The following is a 22,438-nucleotide window of genomic DNA, read 5'->3' as shown; positions in this document are numbered from 1 at the left end:
CGCGGGTTTGGGTGTGTTTTAGTTTGAAACTTTAACTTATTGCAGTAGTGCTTAATTAACTACATTGCGATTACTTGAAGTTTGCGATACTCGTTTTAGTCGCATCTACCGTTTTCCAAGCATATGATTGACCAACTACACCATAAGGCACGCCGCCAAGAGACCAGTTCGGGTTTGCAAAGTAGTCGTATTGTGTTGCATTACCAAATACATGTGGATAAGCCATGATACTAGCGAAGTTGTCTTGTACACCGTGGCCCATGCCATCAACGTATACACCACCGCTGGTGTCACCTTGTTTGCGTGAATGCGCTAGACCTTGGTTGTGACCAAGCTCATGTACAAAGGTTGTTGCACCACAATCGATACCTGTAATGCTGAACATACGGTTGCTCATGCTTGAATATAGGTTGCCATTGCTACCTTGACCTACCCAAGCTAGACCACATGTGATGTAGTTACCATTGCGCTCACCTGTACCAAGTACCGCAACCATATCTGCACGCCAAGTATTACGAAGATTAGCTACATAGCTACTGTTAGTCACAGAATCTAACCAAGCACTCGTTGGTGTGATGTTGTAGTTACCTAAGTTTTGTGTACCTGCAAGACGTAGTTGCAGATCGATGCCATTTTGGCTGTAAACTTGGTTTGTAAACGCAATCAGCTGATTGATTTTAGTATTAATGTTTGATGTAGCAGCCGCAGATTGATCGGTATAAAGAATGCCGATATCGACGGTTACTGCTGATGCGCTTGCAGATAGAGCGAGTGCCGTTGCCAGCGATGCTGCCTTTACTGTTGTTTTCATTGTTTTTCCTTTCTTTTTAGTTAACGTTACTTTTGGGTTGAAAAATATCTTTCTTCACAGAAACTGAGTTATGGTCTGTTTCGTCATGGCTATCATGCGGATGTAGTTCTTCTTCTTTGTGGGAGCGGTATAAGTCTCGCTTGGCAGCAATCCAGCCAAATTGATCTTTTGATTCAAATACATAGTTGCCACTTGGGGCGGTAAGTTGACCATATACGGCGTCTTTGCCTACGGTTAAAACGGTGGTATGGAAACGACCATCAGCACCGGTTACCTTACCAAAAACACTTTTATCGCCGTTTTCCGCTAAAGATATGCCTGTCACTTCTGCTACAAATGACTCTTGTGTTTGCGGAATTAACAATTCAAAGTTATCACCGCCTTCTAATTCTCTTAGTGTAGGTAAGTCAAACTCAATATACGCTTCGTTGCTTAAATCTTGTGGTAAAACCTTTGCGGCTGAAAGCACTGCTTTTGCTTTATTTGATACCTTATTCACAGCGTAAAAGTCATTGCCCTTTTGTATTGGCGTCGCTGTAGGGGTGACCTGCTCAGGGCTCGATTCAAGCGTCTCATGCTTTGGAGTTGCCTGGTTATCAGTTTCTAAGTTGTGTGAAGCTTGAATTAAATTTACCTGTGAAGGTTGAGCTTCTGGCATCATTTTCCAAAAGGCAATTCCAATAAAACCCATAAGTAATGCAACAATGAGCACTCGCATAATTCACCACGATGACGTTAATAAGTAGTGAAATACTATTCATGATGCGGTCTTCTTATCAACTTTTAATTTACTGAATGTTTTCATTGATGATGGTTAAAATTAAATATCTTCATGATATATATGTATAAATGTCATTAACAAATCTTTACAATGTGAGCGTGTTAAGTGTGTTATGGCTTGTAATTGTCAAGCTAATGTAATCAAAGTGTGCTGTTTCAAAGTGTTTGATTGGATTAGCTTTATTTTTTGAAATAGCTGATAGTTTTATTATTTTTTGTCTGAAATAATGGTATTTCAATTTAATCTTTTTGATCTTCATCGATATTTTTATTCATAGTCCTGATGCGTGTGCAGGGTATTTTGCCATTTGTTTTGAAAATTGTAGTTTGACTTGATTAAGTAACTGATCTGGCGTGAGCTCTGTTGTATTGTCGATCGCAGGCATAATAACAAAAGTTTTACTGCGGTAGTCTATTGCCATAGGCACAATGGGGACTTCGGCGGATTGCGCAATGTAGATGAAGCCTTTTTTCCATTCTGGAGTGTATTTACGAGTTCCTTCTGGAGCTAAGCCCAAAATCAATTTGTCGCTGGCATTAAAAATATCGCGAACCTGCGTGACCATACCATGCGGTGTATCTCGCCTAACCGGAATTCCACCCCATTTGCGTAATAACCAGCCAAATGGTGGGGTAAAAATGGTGTGCTTGCCTAAAAAACGAATTTCAACATCAAGTGCAAGCTTGACAGCAATGCCAATAAAAAAGTCCCAGTTTGACGTATGCGGCGCGACGGCTGCTACAAACTTTTCTTCACTTGGGAAGGTGCCAGCTATCTTCCATCCCATCATCTTAAGCATCAAGCTACCAAGCTTTCGACCAATCGGGCTGTTTGAGCGTGGGATATTGGGTGGAATATTGATCAAGGTAATGGCCTTCTTTATTTGTGTTATTTGTTGGTGGTGAATTCATTCTAGCTGAAAGTTCTAGGGCCTGTTGACCGTTGCTGCAAAAACAAACTTGAAAGATAAACAGGGCTTAGGCACTAAGCGCTGGTGTGCGATGTTATCGTATAAAACGAATTACTGATTAGGCTGATAAATCTACAAAAAACTAGATATCCCTTACTTACACATACCAATCCCAAATTAATTAACCAAAGCCGATAATTCAAGTGTCAGTAGCTTATCACGCTGGACTGGGCCTAGTTGGGCGATATGCACTGGTGGATAGGTTGCCAAGTATATTTGGCGTTAAACAGGGTATCCCTTGTGTGACCACTCAAGTTTGGGTTTTGAAGTTTTAAAGCTTTCCTATCCTCAAATTTGGCTTTTGCAATGGCTTCACGAGTAATTGGATGATTGAAAAATAGTCTATCAAACGAGCCGTCTTCTATTGCTTTGTTGAGGCCATAGCTAAGGCGTTCTTTGAGTCGACTATTATTTTTATTGACGAAAAAGTACATAGCAGTGGGATAACAAAACGCGAACCTAGACTCTACTACTGTGCTATCCATGCTTTGTAACTCTGTCCATGGTTCGTGAAGTGCGCGAGGGAAGAGCTCAAAGCGTTTTTCTTCTAACATCTTTGGTAGCAAAGAAGCCATGCTAGTGACTACAACAAAGCCATTTTTTTCGTAGATTGAAGTATCGGGCCAGTCGATACCACTACCAAGCGTGAAACTCATTAATTGGGCGGGAGAGTGAAGCAAAGAGAGTCTTTCTTCGGTATCTTTGTGGATGAGAAATAAACGCGCGCCCATCATTCCTTTTAGTAGCGGCACATATACCGTCGCTAAACTCTTTTCTCTTTTGATGGATGTCATACTCCAGTGAACATCTAAAAGCTTCCCTTGCTCCAAAATTTCTAAGGTGCGCCCTTGAGGGGTATGATCGAAAGAGTTTTCACTGAGTTGGTAAGCGCCATATTTATCGCGGCTCTTATTTAGAGCCAGCCTTAATAACGCGATGTAGTAGTCTTGTTTTGGATCTGCAAATTCTTTAGAGATGTTATAGCGCACTAAATCGTTTGCACAGACGCTAAATGACGTCAGTAATATGCAGGTCAACACCAGCTTTATTGAGGCTATCATTCCTTTTCCTCATCGTGCATTAAAAAGTATTCTTTAACTTTAGCGCAGAACTTGAGTTGATAAAGTAAAAAAGGCACCGGAGTGCCTTTTAACTTTAGCGAGTTAGATAACCTAAAACGTGACGCTTAGCCAATCATCATTACCATCAAAGTGCAACGACCTGACTTTTCCTTTGCCTTCAAAGTTTACTAAATTGACTTGTTCTGACCACACATCTCTGAGTGCATTATGGCGCATTTTAAGTTCATTTATTGGTGAGAACAGTGGCGTTTCTTGATATACCCAAAAAAATTGGCCATCAATTTCCGCACCAACCAAATTTAAGGGCAGCACTTTACCTGCGCCTGTTTTTAATTCAACGCGCTTACTGACATAATTCGCAAAGCTTACTCTATCAGCAACATTGTTAAATATATCGGCATTGTGACTAAATAGGCTCTCTACCGCATGCTCAGTATCATGGAGATAGAATCTGTGCATGATTTCGATATTACCACTGCGTTCGTTAAATAACACCGTGGTGACCGCTGCTTTTAATTGGTGCGCTTGACAAAGCGGTGAAATCAGCACAAATAAACAGGCTAAGCGCCAGGTTTTCATTAGTTATCCTTTTTCTCTTCAAGTGGTTTTAGCTCGGCTTTAACGTCTTGCATGATATCGCGATACACTTTACCTTCACGTTCTTTCTTTTTATAGAGCTCTAGGCGAGATTCTATAATGCGTCTTGGGTAATGGTTATTCTCAATATCAACGTCAGCAGTTTCCCACCGCGGGTCAACGGTCACGGACGCAAGCGGTTTATCTTTATCTGTAATAATTAGCTTGCTGACGTTACGGGCATTACGACGCCAAATCTCGGCAGGGATAGTCCGCTCTTCTTTGCTACCATCTTGGTACGTGAGCTCAAGTAAGATTGGCATCACGAGTCCACCGACATTACTAAACTTAAGTACGTAATAGTTTTTGTCTTCTTTTACCGCGCGCTCAAGAGTACGTTTTTCCCAAGGTTTAAGCTCAGATAAAAACTCACGATACTCATTTCGTTCTTCATTGGTTACCGTAAACTGGTCATTATTATCGTAAAAGTCTGTTATGTCTTGGTTTTTATCAATCCAAAGTGCGCGCCCTTGTTCTTGATTGCGTTTGACGAATAACGACATTGGTTTGTTCTTTTCAAACTCACGTAGGCGACCAAAGTCGATGTCTGGGTTTTTGGTGTCCAACCGCAATTGATAGATTTTATCTAGTGAGATATCGACATGATCAGTGCTGTAAAACCAGCCACGCCAGAACCAATCTAAATCGACCCCAGAAGCTTCCTCCATCGTTCTAAAGAAATCAGCTGGCGTTGGGCGTTTATATTTCCAGCGTAGGGCATATTCTTTAAATGCAAAATCGAATAGCTCACGGCCTAAAATCACCTCGCGCAGAATATTAAGCGCTGCAGCAGGTTTCGTGTAGGCATTTGGGCCTAAGTGCAATACGCTGTCTGATTGCGTCATGATTGGAGACTGATCTTCAGATTTCATGTAGGCAGCAACATCTCTTGGCTCAACGCCCCAAGGAATGGTGGGATCCCATTCGCGGCCAGCAACGCCATCTAAAAAGCTATTGAGGCCCTCATCCATCCATGTCCACTGGCGCTCGTCTGAGTTGACTATCATAGGGAAGTAGATGTGCCCTACTTCGTGAATGACAACGCCGATTAAAAAACGTTTCTCGGCCAGTGAATAGGTGCGAGAGCCATCATCTTGCAATTTCGTACGCGGACCATTGAAAGTGATCATCGGATATTCCATCCCACCGACAGGACCATTTACTGATTGCGCGGTTGGATAGGGGTAATCAAACGAGAAGCGTGAATAGACTTCCATTGTATGAATAACGGCTTCGGTGGAGTACTTTTTCCACAAGTCACCCCCCTCTTTGGGGAAAAATGACATGGCTATCACGAGAGGCTGCTCGTCACCACCTTGCTGATAGCCTTTAGCATCCCACATAAATTTACGTGATGAAGCCCAAGCAAAATCTCGCACATTCTTGGCCTTAAAGCGCCACGTTTTGGTGTCGTCTGTACCCGCTTTTTCGTTCTCTAGTGCTTCTTCTTCAGTAACGACGAATACCGGGCGTTTTGCTGTTTTTGCTTGCGCTAGTCTGTCACGCTGGGTTTTGCTCAGAACTTGCTTTGGGTTATCTAACTCACCGGTTGCAGAAACGATATGATCGGCCGGCACCGTGATTTCAACGTCGTAGTCACCAAACTCGAGCGTGAATTCACCACTGCCAAGAAACGCCTTGTTGGTCCAAGCTTCATAATCTGTATACGCCGTTAGGCGAGGGAACCATTGCGCGAGCAAAAAGATGTCATTACCGTCTTTTTCAAAGTGCTCATAACCCGAACGTGCGCCAACGGCATCTTCTTCAACAATATTAAAGGCGAAGTCCATACTAAATTGTAGATCTTTACCTGATTTGAGTGGTTCGTTTAGGTCAACACGCATCATGGTATCAACAATCGTGACCTTGAGCGGTTTACCGCGACCGTCCTTGACATTATTGATGATAAAACCAAGCTCAGTGTCATCCATAAACTGCTGGCGTCTGAGTTGATTTAGTGAAATTTTTGCATGTTTTGTAACCGGATTACTCTGTAATTCGTTCCCAAAAGTTGCAGTGCGTTCAGCAATTGAATCATTTTTGAAGATATTTTGGTCTAATTGTAGCCATAAATATTTGAGGGTGTGAGGAGAGTTATTTTTGTAATGTATGGTCTGCGTAGCGGTTAACCTTTTGGCTTTCTCGTCCAAGTTTACATCAATATCATAATCCACCTTTTGTTGCCAATAACGCTCTCCGGGCTCACCGGCTGCGCTGCGGTAGATATTAGGGGTCGGTAAAGTCTCATCTAATTGGCGAAACTTATCTTCAAAATGCCCTTTGGTTTGCGAAATGGCGCTGGCGTGTGCGACACCGGATAGCGCTAGTGCAACCAATAAAGGCATGGCTGGTGTTGATTTTTTCATTGTTATTTCCCATTTTATCGTGCCAAAGCATTGACCAATAAACATTTTTATTTCAGTTTTTGCTCGGAGTGAGTAGAGGGGATTTGCATGGTGACAAAGGAAGACAAATAAAACCTTCTACGTGTCAATAAACTGACAAATAAAAACACATAAATCAAAGTTTTGAGATAAAGTAACAAGATTTAGGCACGACTGAAATTACGCTGTTTTGAGTGTTTTTTAATCTGTTGTTTTTGATAGAAAAAATACAATGCTCAAAAAATTAATTTGTATGCCAAAAAGGTATTTTGCTGGGTTATTGTCTACATTTTATAAATAAATAAAGAAAACAAAATTAGTTGTTGATATTGACCCAAGTTTGTCTTTAAAATCGCGCACTTTACAATCTATGGGTAAAACTGGCGTTAGTTTTGCTCTGTACTAAATACCCGTTTAGCGAATCAAATGTGGTGGGCAGTATGGATTTCTACATACTAAAAAAACAAGAGAAGTTTGTTGCAATTCCTGCAGACGAACAAAACTGTAAAGATTATTTAGATGACGGCTATTTTTATGTTGATAAAGTAGCTGCCTGTAACGAGAAATCGGCGATTAAACGCGTGCAAGATAAGCATAGTCGTGTTTTCAAGTTACCTGCTAAATTCTTTTTACTGGCATTACCTATAATCATTTTTGCTTGGTGGCAGTTGACTCACTAAGCTGTTAAAGCGTCAATATTCACAAGACGAATATTGCTCGACGATGCTATATTAGCGTTTCTATAGGAAAAGGAACGCTAAATGAAGGTTTTACACACGTCTGACTGGCACTTAGGGCAATCGTTTTACGAGCATGATCGCAGTGAAGAGCATCAGCTGTTTTTAGACTGGCTATGCGATGCGCTGGTTGAACAGCAAATTGATGTACTGTTGATCAGCGGTGATATTTTTCATACCGCAACACCGCCCGCGAGTGCTGAAAAGCAACTGTATACCTTTATCCAAAAAGCATCTCAACTGTGTCCTCAGCTGCACATTATTCTGATTGCAGGCAACCACGATTCCGCTAATCGCATTGAAACCGCAAAACCACTCTTAACCTTATTCAACACCCATGTTATTGGACGCTTTAACAAGCAAGCGCCTGAACAAGTTGTTATCGATTTACCCATCGCCGCGCAGCATATGCATGTTGTGGCAATGCCATTTTTGCGCAGTGCTGATTTACCAAAACCGCTAGATGACGAGTTTGACTATCAAACCGGGGTACAATTAGCTTATCAGCATGCGCTAAGCACGATAGAAGAAGTGAAAGGTCCTATTGTGCTAATGGGGCATCTGCACGCCAAGGGTGGAACGATTTCTGAAGATTCTGAGCGTAACCTCAACATTGGCGGCTTTGATGCGGTGTCTGCCGGCGTGTTTGGCGAGCAGTTTGACTATGTTGCACTAGGCCATTTACATAAAGCGCAAACCGTCGCTAAGCAAAGTGCTATCAGATACTGCGGCACACCTTTGCCAATGTCATTTTCCGAACGCAATTATAAGCATCAAGTATTGCTCGCTGAATTTAATGAGCAAGGTCTGGTCGATGTAAACCCCCTTTACGTTCCCCGTTTTAAAGATGTGTTATATATCCCTGAAGATGGTGCAAAGCGCTTGGCTGAATTATGCGAAGCTATCGCGGCGCAGGATTTTAGCAAGTTCGATAGCGCTCCCTATGTTCGCTTAAAATTATCTGCAGCTGAAACCAATAGCCGCTTTCGAGCCGAGATTGATGAAGCGCTAAAAGGAAAGGATATTAAGTTTTGTGGTATTGAGCGGGTGTCTAAAGGCGCAGCTGCCAGTGAGTGGTTGTTTGAAGATTTGGGCAAAGTTGAATCGTTATCGCCCAATACCTTGTTGGATATTGCCTATCGCGAAATTGAACCTGAGCAGGAAAAAGCACCCGCGACATTACATGAAAAGTTAGCAGAAGTGATCGCGAGCATGGAGGAGTAGGACGATGAAACTTGAAAAAATATTAATCACCAACCTTGCCTCTATAGAAAGTGCAGAAGTCGACTTTACTGCGGCACCACTCAAAGACACCGGTCTTTATGCCATTACTGGTGATACAGGGGCGGGAAAAAGCACTTTACTGGATGCGGTTTGTCTCGCGTTTTATGGCAAAACCGCACGGTTAAAATCGGACGACAAAGAGAGAGTTGCCTTTAATGGCGATAACATTAAGTTAAACGACCCGCGAAACCTATTGCGTCGGGGCTGTGTTGCAGCATCTGCTAGCGTGGTTTTTATTGCTCAAGATAGCAAACGTTATCAAGCTAGTTGGTCGGTAGAGCGCGCTAGAAAAAGCCCTAAAGGTAATTTAAAAACTGCCACTATTGAGTTGTTTAGCCTACCAGATATGACCCTAGTCTGTGAGAAGAAAAAAGAAACAGAACAAAAAATCGAACAGCTAGTCGGGCTTAACTTTGAACAGTTTACTCGAGCTGTGTTGCTTGCTCAGCATGAATTCTCCGCGTTTTTGAAGGCAGGGGGAGATGAACGGGCTCAGTTACTAGAATGTCTTACGGGCACCGAAAAGTTCAGCAATATCGGTAAAGCGGTTTTTGAAGCGCACAAGCAAAAGAAAACTGAGCTGCAATCTCAGCAAGATAGGCTAGGTCAAATTGTGCTCTTGTCACCAGAGCAGCAAGCCGAACTTGAAGCACAGAAGTTGGGATTGCTTGATACAAGAAATCGACAACAAGAAACAAGTACAAAGCTGCAAGCTCAGCTGCAATGGCTCGCGGATGTCGAACTAAGAAAGCAAAAAATAGCTGAGGTGGAACACTCGCTACAAACGCTTGAGCAGCAAATAGAAGAGGGAAAGCCACAGCAGGAATATGCGCAGCAAGTCTTAAAAGCCAATGAGATGCGTGATAACCGTGAGCAGCATGAGCTGGCGGATAAACGCGTTGCGCAGCTATCTCAAGAGCGGCTAGCACTGCAGCAACAAGATTTTGCATCCGCCATTACAACGCTCAAAGCAAAACAGCAGCAACTGGAACAGCAGCTTATTACGCAGCAAGCCAATTTTGTAAAGTTAGAACCAAGCTTTAACAGCATTCGTATATTGGATGAAAAGCTGAGCCTACATAAAGCGCAAGAACTAGAAACTAAGCCCTATCTAGATAAACACGCCAATCTTATTGCGCAACATGAGGCTGCAATACAGAAGTATCAAGTGCAACAAGGCGAAATCGATACTGAATTACAGCAGTTAGAGCATGAGCAAGCGAATTTGCACTCAGTTAGCAATATTGCCGGGCAATGGAACGTGGTTCAACCTCAATTCGATGATCTGCAAAAGTACCAACAACAACGCAATGATTATGAAGTCCAGTTGCAAAAATTACCGAACGAACAGCAAGCGCTAGGTACACAATTGAGCAAACATGAGGCTGAGGTACAGCACCTACAAAAGGTTTACGACACCGAAGCCAGCGCGCTCTCCGCATTAAAAGAAGCACTCGCACCTTTGACTCAACAAGACCTAAATTTGGCATTGCAGAATTGGTCTCTATGCGTGCAGGCTTATCGTAGTATCGAAGAAGGAGATGCCTTGCTGCATCAGCTACGATCGCAACAAACTCAACATCATATTGGCTTGGAAAGGCTTGAGATACTGATCCGAGATACCAAGCAGCAAGATGAGTTGTCTAAGCAGCGCCTAGCCCTAACTCGTGATAACTTGGAGCAAGTGCAGTTACGCGCAAGTGAGCGGATCAGCGATTTACGCGCTCAATTGCGAGCAGGGCAAGAATGCATGGTATGTGGCTCAAAAGAACATCCTTATGGTGTAGAGCACATCGATGCCCATTGGGAGCAGTTACTATCGGATTTTCGGTCTCAGTATCAAGCTGCTGAGCAAGCTCGTGAGCAAGTGTTGCAGCGTTATAATCAACAAGTCGGTGAAAAAGAGCGTGAAAATGCGCTATGGCAGTCAGTCACTCAGGAAATTGCTCACTGCACTAAGCAAATAAATGAGAATCGCGCTCGACTAGATGCGTTGAGTGATGAGTATAAAGTTGGCAGCGCTGAGCAAGCTGAATTGCAACTTGTGAGTATTCAGTCACGGCTAAATGAACTATCCAAGTTACGCAATAATATCGACCGCCAGTGGCAATTGGTTCAGCAGGCACAACAACACCTCGAGCAGGCTAAACATAAAGGGCAGGCACTTCAGCAGCAGCACCATGATTTAGGCAATCATATTGCCTTTTTGCGAACCGAATATGATCAGCTATCACAAACAGTGGCTGCCTTACGCAATCGGCTTAAAGCGTTAATTTCCGATAAGTCGTGGTGGCAAGACTTTGATTCATCTCCTCAAACTGCCATTAGCCAACTTAAAACAGGAGTGCAAACTTGGCTAAAAACCACCGAGCGTACAGATGCATTAACGGCGAATAAAGTTCAGCTTGAGCATCAATTACATCTTGTCAGTCAACAAAAACAAGACGAGGCGCAGCGGCTTGAAGAATTAGAACATACGCTTTTACAACATCAGCAGAATATTGAACGCCTCAATCGCGAACGTGCTGAATACTTACCACAGCAGCACACCAGATTGGATGATTGGATTGCAGAGCTTAAGCTGCAAGAACAGCAAAGCCGAGAGCAGATCACACAAACCCAGTTGGCGCTGAGCCAAACCGAAGCACAACGTGAAAAGACTCAGCACAGCCTGACGCAGCTAGAAAAGCAAATTGCCGAGCAAACATCGCGGTTGCAGCAACTTAATGCGCGTTTTGAACAATGGTTGCTCGACCAGCAAGGGCAGCTAGACAAAGTAAAAGTATTAGCGTTACTTGAGGTTTCTTTGGATGAAGCTCGAGCGAATTTAGAAAAGTGTGCGCAAGTTCAACAAGCCTTTCAAAACACTAAGCTGCAGCTTAGTCATCAGCGTGAAGAACTCAGCCAACTTGAAAGTAAGTACCCTGATGGGGTTGATAGTGAACAAGTTAAGCAAAGTCATGCCGAGACGACGCAAGCACTTGAACAAACTCAAAATCAGTTACTACAAGTGCAAAGTGCATTAGAGGTTGATGCTCAGAATAAACAACAATTCTCTTTGCAAGCGGCAAATCTCGCTCAGTTGCAACAAGACTACGAACAATGGCATTTGCTAGACAAGTTATTAGGCGACGCAACAGGCAAAAAGTTGCGTAATTGGGCGCAAACACAAACGTTAAAAATCTTATTGCAGTATGCTAACCAGCAATTGCATACGCTTTCTAGACGTTATCTGCTTACCAATATCGAGCAATCTTTGGAAATTGCGGTTATAGATAAAGATATGGCTGACGAACAACGTAGCGTCAACACCTTATCTGGAGGAGAGTCCTTCTTGGTATCTTTATCTTTAGCACTTGGACTTGCCGCGCTTTCATCAAATAAAGTGCAAATACATTCATTATTCATTGATGAAGGGTTTGGTACGTTAGACCCCGAGACGCTAGGTGTCGCAATTGATGCACTAGACGCGTTGCAATCACAAGGCCGCAAGGTTGGAGTGATCTCGCATGTTGCTCAGATGAGCGAGCGGATCGCCACCCGTATCCATGTGAATAAACAGCCGGGAGGCTACTCATCTTTAAATTTAGTACCACAAACATAAGGAAATTTGGATGCCGACTTTTACGGGCGAAGAAGCCCAAAACTACGACTCTAGGATCACAAAACTGGTGCCAGGTTATGCGTTAATTCACCAACTTACCGGGGCGCAACTGTTAGCACTTTACCCAGATAGCGCAACCATTTTGGTTGTGGGTGCAGGGACAGGCAAAGAAATTGTAGAACTTGCTCAGCTAAACCCGAGTTGGCGGTTTATAGCGCAAGATGTATCTGCTGATATGTTGGCAATTGCAGATCAGCATTTTACTAAGTTAGGCCTACAGGAGCGTGTGCAGATCCATCATGGCGCGATTTCACCACAGGCCTACCAAGCGGATGCAGTACTATGCTTGCTGGTAATGCACTTTGTAAAAGATAACGGCGATAAAGCAAGCTTGTTTAAACAAATGAGTGAGCAGCTAAAGTCGGATGGGCATCTTTTTATTGCCGACTTAGAAAAACCTGCGACAAGCTTTGAACGTGAAGCGCAATTAATCGTGTGCAAACAACTTGGGCTGACTGATGTTGGCGAGCAACGTATGAGGGTGAATTTAGAGCATGAGTTTTACCCCGTGGATAAAATGCGCCTTGCTGAACTGCTAGACACCGCAGGTTTTGGCATTGCTAAACCTTTCTTCAAAGCCCTTGGGTTTGCAGGCTTTGTGGTAGATAAACAGTAGTTTTTATCTAAATAACCTGAGCTTCGGATAAATAAGCCAGACCATATTCGGGTGTGGCTTTTCCTTTCTTACTCTTTCAAAGTAGCTTGTATTAAGTTAGTAAAATAATGATCTATCCAAACCAATTGCTGCCCCGCCACTGACGTCACCGCGCTTCATCTAAACCTCATGTCATTTACTTCTAAAAAGTTAGTAAAACTCTGATCTCAATGACATGATACGGAAATGTAGATCAGTATTTTACTTAGTAAAAATTTGATCTCTTCACAACTTGGCATGCAGTTTAGTTGCCGCCTAATATCTAACCTTGTCTTATTATTTTCACTAACTTATTGATTTTTATATTACTAAGTTGGTGATAATCCAAAAATGGCGAAATAATAAGACGCAAGTTATAGTCAACGGCGAACTCATCATCCAGCCAAATTAGATTGTTAGTAAAAACCTGATCTCTGAGTAATGATTTCGCGTAGGTGCGTCCTGCAATAATATGCCAATCGTATGTTTTTGCTGAAAAATCAGGCGTTGAGAAGAGCAGGGCTTCTTGACTTGAAGCTTGAAGTAATGCGCTATCACGATATGACTGCCAAGTTGAATAGTTAGTAATATCGTGATCTGGCAGCTTTGCAGCAAATAAAAACTTGGCAAAAACATTGAAGATTTTCCTCCAACCATTGCCGCAATGCGCATTAATATGTTCGATCTCCCTATTGGCTAACGCACTGACTTGCATCAAATTATTATAAGGTTCTATGCGTGGTGGATGTTCAATATAAAACGCAACTTTACCCGTTGCTACACCCAAACCATGAGTTAGTATTTTTTTGCTCTGTGCTGTATTCATCATACTTTGCTGCGATCTATTCATTTGCACGTAAGTTTAAAATAAATAAGGTGAAATTGGCATGGCAAGGTTCTGAATTAAATTTTGCTTTTACTAGGTAAAAATTAAACCTGTCACTAATCTTAGTGCTTGGTTACTACGTATGACATCAAGATGGAATATGGAGAACTTATATGAAAGTACGACAGCTATTTTTCACAGCGATTTTAGTGCTTGCAGTTTCAGCATGCACAGGGCTGCCTGAGGGCATCAAACCAGTTAAAGACTTTAATGTTGAGCGATATACAGGCACTTGGTATGAAATCGCGCGATTAGACCATTCATTTGAAAGAGGAATGCAGAACGTCACGGCAACTTATAGCCAAAATCCCGACGGTTCAATTAAAGTCGTAAATAAGGGATATGTAACAGAGGAAGGAGAGTGGAAAGAAGCGGTTGGCAAAGCTAAGTTTGTTGCAAATGATGAAATAGCGCATCTGAAAGTGTCATTTTTTGGTCCGTTTTATGGCAGTTATGTGGTATTCGAGTTAGATGAAGACTACCAGTATGCATTTGTTACCAGCTACAATCGTGATTACCTTTGGTTGCTTTCTAGAGCACCTAAAGTGTCGGATACTGTAATGAACAAGTTTAAAACCATGTCAGAACAATATGGTTTTAACACCAATGAACTTATCTATATGAGACACGAAACCGTTCGAAAAGAATAGTGTAAACCCCCTTTACACTAAAGTTCCTTTTATGGGTATTTTAACTTGCTAACAGAAGGGAGGCTGTATGTGAGTTGAGTATAAGTGTCTTATTCCTGTAGGAAATGGTTAATAAATCATTCAGTCAACTGTAACAGGAACACTTCACACTGTTGCACGCTTTACAAAAAATAATACTTAGGAACTGGAGTAACTCATGAAGCGTGTAGCATATTCTCTTATTGCAGCAGCAGTTGCAATGGCACTTACAGCCTGTGATGGTGACGATGGAGCACAAGGTCCTGCGGGTCCTCAAGGTGAGCAGGGCACTGCTGGCCAAGACGGTGCAAACGGCACTAATGGATCGAATGGTACTAATGGCTCAAACGGCACAAATGGACAAAATGGTACTGACGGACAGGATGGTCAAAATGGACAAGACGGCCAAAATGGTCGTGATGGTAGTTACAGCGTACCAGGCCTTGTTCGCATCGCAACCGTCCCTGCTGGTGCTGAAGTAACTGGCCTATTTCTTTCTGAAGGGGGTGACTTGTTCTTCAACGTTCAGCACCCAAATGACACCAACACAGCTACTGATAAGTTCAATAGCAAGCCATTCAATACAGGTACTGTCGGTGTACTAACCGGTGTGAACTTTAATAATCTACCTGCAAATATCCCAAGCGCGCCAGTTCCAGCTTCGACCATGGAACAACAAACCGTGATTTCTGCAATTGGTCAATATCAAATTCTAGGCCAAACAGGTGACACATTCGCAAACCTTGGCACTAAAGGGGTAGCGGGTGGTTTGGGTGTACATTACAGCATCTCAACTGGTGAAGAAATCATTAAAAATGATAACCCTGATTTCAATGGTTATATTCCAGTCGATGCAAACACAGGTTATCTATTCACAAACTGGGAAGCGTACCCAGGTGGTGTCAGTCGTTTGAAAATGAGTAAAGCGACAACGGGTAAATGGTCAATCGAAGAAGCCATGATGGTAGACTTCGACGGTGTTAAAGGCACTGCTGCTAACTGCTTTGGTTCAGTATCACCTTGGGGCACACCGCTGACTTCGGAAGAATGGATTGTCTGGTCTGAAGTTGATTCAACACAAGATCCACAGTGGAATAATCCTGCTGAAACAGGCAATGACACAATGGAAGCGTTAATGGCACCTGATTTCCCTAACCCTTATCGCTACGGTTACATTGCGGAAATCAAAAATCCTACAACCGAAACGCCTGATGTTGTAAAACACTTCACAATCGGTCGTTATGAGCATGAAAACTCAGTTGTAATGCCTGACCGTCGTACTGTTTATTCATCACAAGATGATACCGGTGGCGTACTATTTAAATTTGTTGCAGATCAACCAGAAGACTTAAGTGCAGGTACCCTATACGCAGCAAAGCTAACTCAAGATGCGGGCCTTACCGATCCGGCTGTAACTGGCTTTGACATTAGCTGGGTTGAGCTGGGTAGCGGCAGTAATGCACAGATTGAAACTTGGGTGGCTGAGTACGACGGCATCAATGAGACTGACTATGTTGAAGGTCAAACAAGCTATTTGTCTGTTGCTGATGTAAAAGCGTGGGCGGAAGGCGCCGCTACTTATCCAACAGTTGCAAACGGTGGCGGTAAAGTAACGGCAGGTAAAGCGATGGACAACCGCGCTATCTTCCTAGAGTCTCGTCAGGCTGCACGCCAAAAAGGCGCTACGGCTGAATGGCGTAAACTTGAAGGCTTAAGCATCAACCATAACCGCGTACTTGAGGCGGTAACTGGTCAAGATGTTGTTGCCGGTGAAGTGGTAGATAAAGCCTATATGTATATCGGTATCTCTGATATCGACAACACCATGATTGATGGCGAAGGTGACATGCAGCTTTCTGCGCGTGTTAAAGATTGTGGCGGTGTATACCGTGCTCATATCGATAACAACTATAACCTAACTCGCATTGAGCCGGTTGTCATGGGCGCAACTTACCGCTCGTCACTAACTGGCGCTGAGCGTTGTGACGTCAATCAGCTTTCGCAGCCTGATAACGTAATCGTTATGGAAGATGGTCGCATCATCATTGGTGAAGATGGCTTCCAAGAAAACAACACGCTTTGGCTTTATGACCCTAAAGCAAAATAATTAAACAAGTAGCAGTGCACTGAATGGTGCGCTGCTTTTTTTTAGCAAAATTTTGGAGTCATAAAAATGAAATACGTTAGCCTAACTCTAGTGGCATTGACGAGCGTAGCCTTGTTTGGTTGTAATGATGAACAGACTCAAGGGCTAACCAATACCGCACTTATGTCGGCGCAAACTACAGCACCTTATAAACAGGGTGATGATATTCCTGCGGCCGCATTTATGCAGCACAATGAAGTCTATAACCCCGAATCAGTGATCCCTCCTCAGTGTTACACCAAAACGGATGGCGTGAATAACCCTTGTTATGCCTGCCATCAATCATATGATGAAAAAAACCGACCAAACATGATGCGCGATGCCAATTTACAAGGCGCTTATGAGTTTTCCGATCTTGGGTTTAAAAACCATTGGAAAAATTTGTTTAAAGATCGTTCTGAGCTTATCAAGGATATATCAGATCAAGATATTACTAACTGGGTCAACCAAGATAATTACACCCCTTTTATCGAAAAACTAAAAAATAACCCTGACTGGAAAGGTGAGATCACTCCACTTAACAACTTGGCATATCCAGAAAAAGCGTTCGATGAGCTTGGTATAGCAAAGGACGGCAGTGGCTGGGTGGCATTCAATTATAAACCTTTTCCTAGTACTTTTTGGCCAACCAATGGCTCGACGGGGGATGTCATGATCCGCCTTGCTGACGCCTTCAGAGAAAAAGGCGAAACGTATAATCAGGACGTTTACCTTGCCAACTTAAGCCTAGTTGAAATGGCTGTAAAGGGACTTGACGAAATATCAACGCCAGTGATTTCTGAATCGCGAGTTGGCGTAGATTTAAATGGTGATGGCAAACTCACGAAGATCACTAGCATGCTGCGCAGTGAACGTTACCTTGGTGATGCCAATACTATCGAGCTTGCTCATCAGTTATACCCACAAGACACCGAGTTTTTACATACCGTTCGGTATATTGGGGTGGATGATAATGGCCAAGTATTTAATGCGCCAAGAATGAAAGAAGTGCGCTACATGAAGAAGCACAACTTTAAATCCAAGCAGTCACTCGGTGCTGCTTACTACAGAGAAGCGAAAGAAAAGTCATTCGAAAATTACCCACAAACGCTTTATTTGGGCGACCAAGGGATCAATAACAACTTTGGTTGGACGATTAACGGTTATATAGAGGATAAAAATGGCGCACTTCGTCCGCAACATGAGCAAGAGCTTGCATTTTGTAATGGCTGTCACAAAACCATTGGCTCAACCTATGACCAAACCTTCTCGTTTGCGCGTAAAGTTGAAGGCAAACTGGGTTGGGGTTATATCAATTTAAAAGAGATGCAAGACGTACCTAACAAAGGCGAAGAGCAGGGCGAATTCTTGACCTATATGATGCGTGTTGGCGGCGGTGATGAGTTTAGGCAAAACCAAGAGATGCTAATGCGCTGGTTTAACGAAGATGGCACGGTAAACAGCAAAAAAGTGCAGTCTGCGAAGAACCTTTATGAATTGATCACACCATCAAAACCACGTGCGCTGGCGCTGAATAAAGCCTACTTAACCATTGTCAAAGAGCAAAGCTACCTGTTCGGTCGTGACGCCACCATAGTAAAAGCGCGTAATGTGCTTGAACAAGTCGATGATTCTCAACAGCCTCTAAAGCCAGAGCACCGATATGTGTGGGATATGCAGCTGGATTGGAATAAAGCCGAGTAAATCGTGTTCAGGGTAGGGGCGCTTCCTACCCTGAGTTGATAAAGGCTCAAAGATAAAGGGACTGGCACTGATAAACTGCCATCATCCTAAGAGGTAGTTTCAAATTGAAATTGCACGCTAATCTTCTTATCACATAGACCTTGAAGGTAAGATAAAGCTTAAGCTCGGATCTGAGCAGAATTACTCTTCTCGTTTTCTGGATCAGAATTTAACTAACCAACAGATTTCCTTTGGCACTTAGATCAGAATTTTACTAAGTTAGTCCGAGAACAAGACTACCAGATCATATTTTTACCAACAGATTAAGCTAATTGAGCTCATGAGATCATGATTTTACTAACCTAACTTAGTTTGAGTTAGTAAATTTGCGGTGTATAGCGTCATTATTGCTGATATTTTATGCTAAATGATGTGGTTTCAAAGAGTTAACAAAGGAATGTTAGTAAAATTGTGATCTAAAAAAGGCGCCATTAGTGGCGCCTTAGTTAAAATATGATCCAATACAGCGTACTGAGCAGCATAGTGATAATGACTAGGTAAAATAGTGATCTGAAGTAACTAGGTTTGGTCGCAAAGATAGCGATAAGTAGTAATACTGCTAAGGTCATATAACCAATAAACTCTAAGCTACCGTAGGTCCCCTGAGTTTTAAGAGCAAGTGCTAAGCTGCCGCCGAGGCAGAGCCAGCCGGCAATGGTTAATTGACTTGTTACGTTACCTTTTGGACGTGTACCAAATACTTCTTTATAGTGATTGGGCTTTGCTACTGCAAAACCCATAAATGCTAGCAGGCAAAGTAAAAACGTTAGCCATTCCATTAGGCATTTACCTCGCGTTTTGCTTGGCGACGCGGTGTCGCTGGTGCTGCTTTGGTACTGCCGAGCTTTTTGGCTTGAACCAAGAAACCGAATGCGATACCAAGAGCCATCACATCAAAACCAAATAATACCCACTGACCATTAATGAAATAGCTCACGAGGCTGCCATCAGTCGTTAGCATGTTTACGACAGGCAGTAAGCCCCATATGATTGCATTTACTTTCGCAGATAGCATCCACGCGAGCCTATCCGACTTAAATATAGCGGCCAGAGTGAATATTCCCCACGTAACAAAGAACGCCAGAACTTCTTTGTCTGCACGCCCAGTTAATTCTATTGGAAGCAAACGGTTTGCATAAAAGAACATTGCTGTTGCGGCTGGCAGCCCCATGATGGTGCCTAAATTGAGCGACTCCACAAGCCTAAGGCCTACACCCGGCCTGTCATCACCCTTGAGCTTTTGGCGTAGTCTTTTTGCCCACATAACAGCACCCGTTGCAATCATGGCACAACCTGCTAATCCGGCAACAAAGTATAGCCAACGTAACAGTGGCTCCGCTAAACGCCCGGTGTGCAGTGCTATCATTCCGCCGTAGAGATTTTCAGCGCCAGACAGCGTCACATTGTGTGTTTTTAACAACTCACCAGATGCTGCGCTATACATCCAACTGGGCGGATCATCCTGCACTGCGCGTTGAGCATTGGCATAAAGCTTAATCGTTGCACTTGCATCCCCTGGCGATGAGATCACAATGCGGCGAAGCGGTGCGTCACCAGAGTTAGTAAAATAATGATCTAACGCTGTATTTAATGCGAGCCCCTTCAGTGGTTGTCCCGCCTCTTGGGTAGGGGCCAGAAATGGGTAGCGTTCGGCTCTAAGCGTTTTTGTATCTTCAAAGCGCTGCTCGGCGGGCTGTGGCAGTAACATAAAAATGAGCGTCACTAGGCCGGTGTAAGTGATCATAATATGAAACGGTAATGCCACCACGGAAGAAACATTATGAGCGTCAAGCCAACTTCTCAGCCCTTTCCCATTTCTAAATTGGAATAGGTCTTTGAAAATGCGTTTATGGATCACCACGCCAGAAATAAGCGCAATCAACATAAACAGAGTTGCAAAACAGACTATCCAACGCGCGGTGATCGCGTTCATGTAATGCAAGTCAAAATGCAGACGGTAAAAAAAGTTACCGCCTCTAGTCTCCCTAAACTCAGGAAGCGCCTCCAGCGTTACTGGGTCAAGATACTCAGAGTGACGTTTTCCGCGCCTTTCTCCTTCGGCTGGCTTTTCGGAGTACATCAATAGCAAGCTCGGGCGACGCTCTGTTGGCATTTCAATACGCCAAGACTCGGCGTTTGGCGCTATCTCTTGAAACCGTTCGATACTCTTTTTGACCGTTTCATTTTGTTGGGCACTATCATAATGAGGTAGATGGTGTGTTGCAGGTTGCGCCCACAGACTGATTTCATGTCTGAAAAAGCTCGCGGTACCGGCAAAAAAGATTAAAAACAGCAACCAACATACGAGTAAACCAACCCAAGTGTGTAGCCAAGTCATGCTGCGGAAAAATGACTCTCTCACAGGGAGCCTCCAAAATGCGTCAAAGTGCCGTAGAGAATACAAAGTAGTCCGATCATGCCAAGAAATACCTTTTTAAAAGTGCGGCATCCAAACACCCAAATAAAGACAATGGCGTAAAAGACGATGCCGGTTGTTAATGCATATAAAAGCGCATCTAGGCGCGGAGTAGGTAAAGTTAAAGCCAATAAAGATGAAGCTAAAACGGTCACGTAATAGCCGCCGAAAATAGCGATAAAAAAGCGTGCTAGTACTTCAGCTCTATATAAAATAGCCTTATGATTTGTGTTATCCCGACTAGGCATAGCACCCCTTTAAAAGACAGCAAACGTAATAGAATATTATCCAATAATTTGCATCTAAATGATAGTGATTCGCACTTGTTTTAAGTTGAGTGGAGGCGTTTTAACGACTAAGTACTTAAGTTCGGCCGGTTGAGTAGGGATTTGAATATGGCTATGCCATAATGGCCCTCGTTGATATGGGCGAAATTAAATAAGAGAAGATGGAAGTTTTTGAACGGGTTAGGCAATGCAAGCTGTGTGATAAAGCGCTTCCTATGGGGGCAAAACCTATTATCCAAGGCAGTTGCAAGGCTAAGGTGTTGATTATTGGTCAAGCGCCGGGATTAAAAGCACATCAAACCAGCCAGCCGTTTAATGACCCAAGTGGAGATAGATTGCGCGATTGGCTCGGTGTTAGTCGAGCACAGTTTTATAACCCAGATTTATTTGCCATAATGCCAATGGCGTTTTGCTACCCGGGTAAAGGGAAGTCTGGAGATTTACCACCCCCGAAAATTTGCGCGCCAACTTGGCACCATCAGGTATTAGCTACGCTCAATCAGGTGTCGCTGACACTACTTATTGGGCAATATGCGCAAAAATGCTACTTAACGCAATATTCATCAGTAACTGAGATGGTTAAAAATGCTGACTTTTCTAACCAAAGTCATTTGCCATTACCTCATCCTAGTCCCCGCAATCAGATCTGGTTAAAAAAGCACAATTGGTTCGAAAAAGACAGTGTACCGCAGTTAAAAACAAGAGTTTCAGCAGCGCTATCATCTTGATAATGTGTTAATTAAATATTTGCATAATACTTTAGTGTTAGGTTCTGAGCTTGAGGCAATTAGATAGGTTTAAAACTAAGGAATAAAGGTCATATCAGTTAATATTTATCATCATTTAGTTGCGTAATTACGAGTATTACCTCATACTCCAGCCTGTTTACATAACGAACATTTATTAACATTTTCAAAGGACTTGATAATGATATACAAAACTACCGGTTGGGCTGCTGTCTTGCTCTCGCTCGTCGCATTTTATCCTAGTATGCAACCTGGTGCGTTTTCAGTAATGGGCTTTTATCTGTGCCTGTTTTCCCTCATTATCGCAGCATTTGCGAGTCACATGGATAAACCGATTTATTTTCGCAGTGTGATCTCATTGTCGCTTATCAATATCTTATTATTTAATGACGGTACACGTGCAAGTCTGTGGTTTGGACAAAGTGACTGGGTTTACATGGGATCTATGTATGGCATCTTTTTAGTCGTGGTAAGTATTTGCGGCTTTTTAGTGAGCCGAGACCTCTTTGTATCGACGCTAGAAGGCAAACCTGAGGCCGAGTAAAATAGGTGCACACGCAAGAGCCTGTGCACTGGATTAGCGG

At 43.0% G+C, this 22,438-nt stretch carries 19 protein-coding genes; 9 read left to right on the top strand and 10 right to left on the bottom strand.

The genetic code is table 11. From position 1 onward, the window contains the following. Nucleotides 1-70: 70 nt before the first annotated feature. The 6 genes from ABMY45_RS07830 to ABMY45_RS07805 all read right to left on the bottom strand — a co-directional run bounded on the left by ABMY45_RS07830 (nt 71) and on the right by ABMY45_RS07805 (nt 6,646). Complete coding sequence (locus ABMY45_RS07830) at nt 71-811, bottom strand: reprolysin-like metallopeptidase (RefSeq protein ID WP_010605588.1); 741 nt, start codon at nt 809-811, stop codon at nt 71-73. 16 nt (nt 812-827) lie between these two features. Continuing rightward, on the bottom strand, nt 828-1,529 hold the full coding sequence (locus ABMY45_RS07825; protein WP_349288710.1) for a hypothetical protein: 702 nt from the start codon (nt 1,527-1,529) through the stop codon (nt 828-830). A gap of 334 nt (nt 1,530-1,863) precedes the next feature. Next, entirely contained in the window at nt 1,864-2,457 is a 594-nt protein-coding gene (locus ABMY45_RS07820; protein WP_206471867.1) for a 1-acyl-sn-glycerol-3-phosphate acyltransferase, read from the bottom strand. A gap of 278 nt (nt 2,458-2,735) precedes the next feature. Then, a complete protein-coding gene (locus ABMY45_RS07815) occupies nt 2,736-3,623 on the bottom strand; it encodes a hypothetical protein (protein WP_010605591.1) in 888 nt (295 codons plus the stop codon). 111 nt (nt 3,624-3,734) lie between these two features. Next, a complete protein-coding gene (locus ABMY45_RS07810; protein WP_010605592.1) occupies nt 3,735-4,223 on the bottom strand; it encodes a DUF6702 family protein in 489 nt (162 codons plus the stop codon). Further along, nucleotides 4,223-6,646, bottom strand: coding sequence for a M1 family metallopeptidase (locus tag ABMY45_RS07805; RefSeq protein WP_349288709.1), 2,424 nt, complete (start codon nt 6,644-6,646; stop codon nt 4,223-4,225). The genes ABMY45_RS07810 and ABMY45_RS07805 overlap by 1 nt, the downstream gene beginning before the upstream one ends. A 458-nt stretch (nt 6,647-7,104) precedes the next feature. On the opposite strand from ABMY45_RS07805, the gene ABMY45_RS07800 reads away from it, so the two are divergent. The 4 genes from ABMY45_RS07800 to ABMY45_RS07785 all read left to right on the top strand — a co-directional run bounded on the left by ABMY45_RS07800 (nt 7,105) and on the right by ABMY45_RS07785 (nt 12,965). After that, nucleotides 7,105-7,344 (top strand): hypothetical protein, encoded by a 240-nt coding sequence (locus ABMY45_RS07800; RefSeq protein WP_010376069.1) that lies wholly within the window; start codon nt 7,105-7,107, stop codon nt 7,342-7,344. A gap of 81 nt (nt 7,345-7,425) precedes the next feature. Next, nucleotides 7,426-8,625: an exonuclease subunit SbcD gene (sbcD, locus tag ABMY45_RS07795; RefSeq protein WP_010605594.1), complete on the top strand. Its 1,200-nt coding sequence runs from the start codon at nt 7,426-7,428 to the stop codon at nt 8,623-8,625. A 4-nt stretch (nt 8,626-8,629) separates the two neighbouring features. Then, nucleotides 8,630-12,289, top strand: coding sequence for an AAA family ATPase (locus tag ABMY45_RS07790; protein WP_349288708.1), 3,660 nt, complete (start codon nt 8,630-8,632; stop codon nt 12,287-12,289). A gap of 10 nt (nt 12,290-12,299) precedes the next feature. Continuing rightward, nucleotides 12,300-12,965 (top strand): class I SAM-dependent methyltransferase, encoded by a 666-nt coding sequence (locus ABMY45_RS07785; protein ID WP_039495434.1) that lies wholly within the window; start codon nt 12,300-12,302, stop codon nt 12,963-12,965. A 301-nt stretch (nt 12,966-13,266) separates the two neighbouring features. Here the strand turns inward: ABMY45_RS07785 and ABMY45_RS07780 are convergent, their stop codons facing one another. Continuing rightward, entirely contained in the window at nt 13,267-13,809 is a 543-nt protein-coding gene (locus tag ABMY45_RS07780) for a hypothetical protein (protein ID WP_349288800.1), read from the bottom strand. A gap of 173 nt (nt 13,810-13,982) precedes the next feature. On the opposite strand from ABMY45_RS07780, the gene ABMY45_RS07775 reads away from it, so the two are divergent. From ABMY45_RS07775 to ABMY45_RS07765, 3 genes are all read left to right on the top strand, one after another. Continuing rightward, entirely contained in the window at nt 13,983-14,519 is a 537-nt protein-coding gene (locus ABMY45_RS07775; RefSeq protein ID WP_102058187.1) for a lipocalin family protein, read from the top strand. Nucleotides 14,520-14,715: 196 nt separating this feature from the next. Then, nucleotides 14,716-16,644, top strand: coding sequence for an alkaline phosphatase PhoX (locus ABMY45_RS07770; RefSeq protein WP_206471871.1), 1,929 nt, complete (start codon nt 14,716-14,718; stop codon nt 16,642-16,644). A 66-nt stretch (nt 16,645-16,710) separates the two neighbouring features. After that, nucleotides 16,711-18,366: a hypothetical protein gene (locus ABMY45_RS07765; RefSeq protein ID WP_227387981.1), complete on the top strand. Its 1,656-nt coding sequence runs from the start codon at nt 16,711-16,713 to the stop codon at nt 18,364-18,366. 485 nt (nt 18,367-18,851) lie between these two features. On the opposite strand, the gene ABMY45_RS07760 is transcribed toward ABMY45_RS07765, so the two are convergent. The 3 genes from ABMY45_RS07760 to ABMY45_RS07750 are packed head-to-tail and all read right to left on the bottom strand — an operon-like array spanning nt 18,852 to nt 21,069. Then, nucleotides 18,852-19,184: a DUF3325 domain-containing protein gene (locus tag ABMY45_RS07760; RefSeq protein ID WP_010605600.1), complete on the bottom strand. Its 333-nt coding sequence runs from the start codon at nt 19,182-19,184 to the stop codon at nt 18,852-18,854. Then, complete coding sequence (locus ABMY45_RS07755) at nt 19,184-20,767, bottom strand: PepSY-associated TM helix domain-containing protein (RefSeq protein WP_349288707.1); 1,584 nt, start codon at nt 20,765-20,767, stop codon at nt 19,184-19,186. Before ABMY45_RS07755 ends, ABMY45_RS07760 begins: the two co-directional genes overlap by 1 nt. After that, nucleotides 20,764-21,069 (bottom strand): hypothetical protein, encoded by a 306-nt coding sequence (locus ABMY45_RS07750; protein ID WP_349288706.1) that lies wholly within the window; start codon nt 21,067-21,069, stop codon nt 20,764-20,766. Before ABMY45_RS07750 ends, ABMY45_RS07755 begins: the two co-directional genes overlap by 4 nt. 200 nt (nt 21,070-21,269) lie before the next feature. Between ABMY45_RS07750 and ABMY45_RS07745 the strand changes: the two genes are divergently transcribed. Continuing rightward, a complete protein-coding gene (locus ABMY45_RS07745; protein ID WP_239422301.1) occupies nt 21,270-21,836 on the top strand; it encodes a uracil-DNA glycosylase family protein in 567 nt (188 codons plus the stop codon). A gap of 199 nt (nt 21,837-22,035) precedes the next feature. Then, nucleotides 22,036-22,398, top strand: a complete 363-nt coding sequence (locus ABMY45_RS07740) for a hypothetical protein (protein WP_239422300.1) — start codon at nt 22,036-22,038, stop codon at nt 22,396-22,398. Nucleotides 22,399-22,438 lie beyond the last annotated feature (40 nt).

Source organism: Pseudoalteromonas sp. XMcav11-Q (assembly GCF_040104525.1).
Classification (GTDB): Bacteria; Pseudomonadota; Gammaproteobacteria; order Enterobacterales; family Alteromonadaceae; genus Pseudoalteromonas.
The sequence above is the reverse complement of the archived record's forward strand: the minus strand, read 5'-3'. Positions and strand labels throughout refer to the sequence as shown.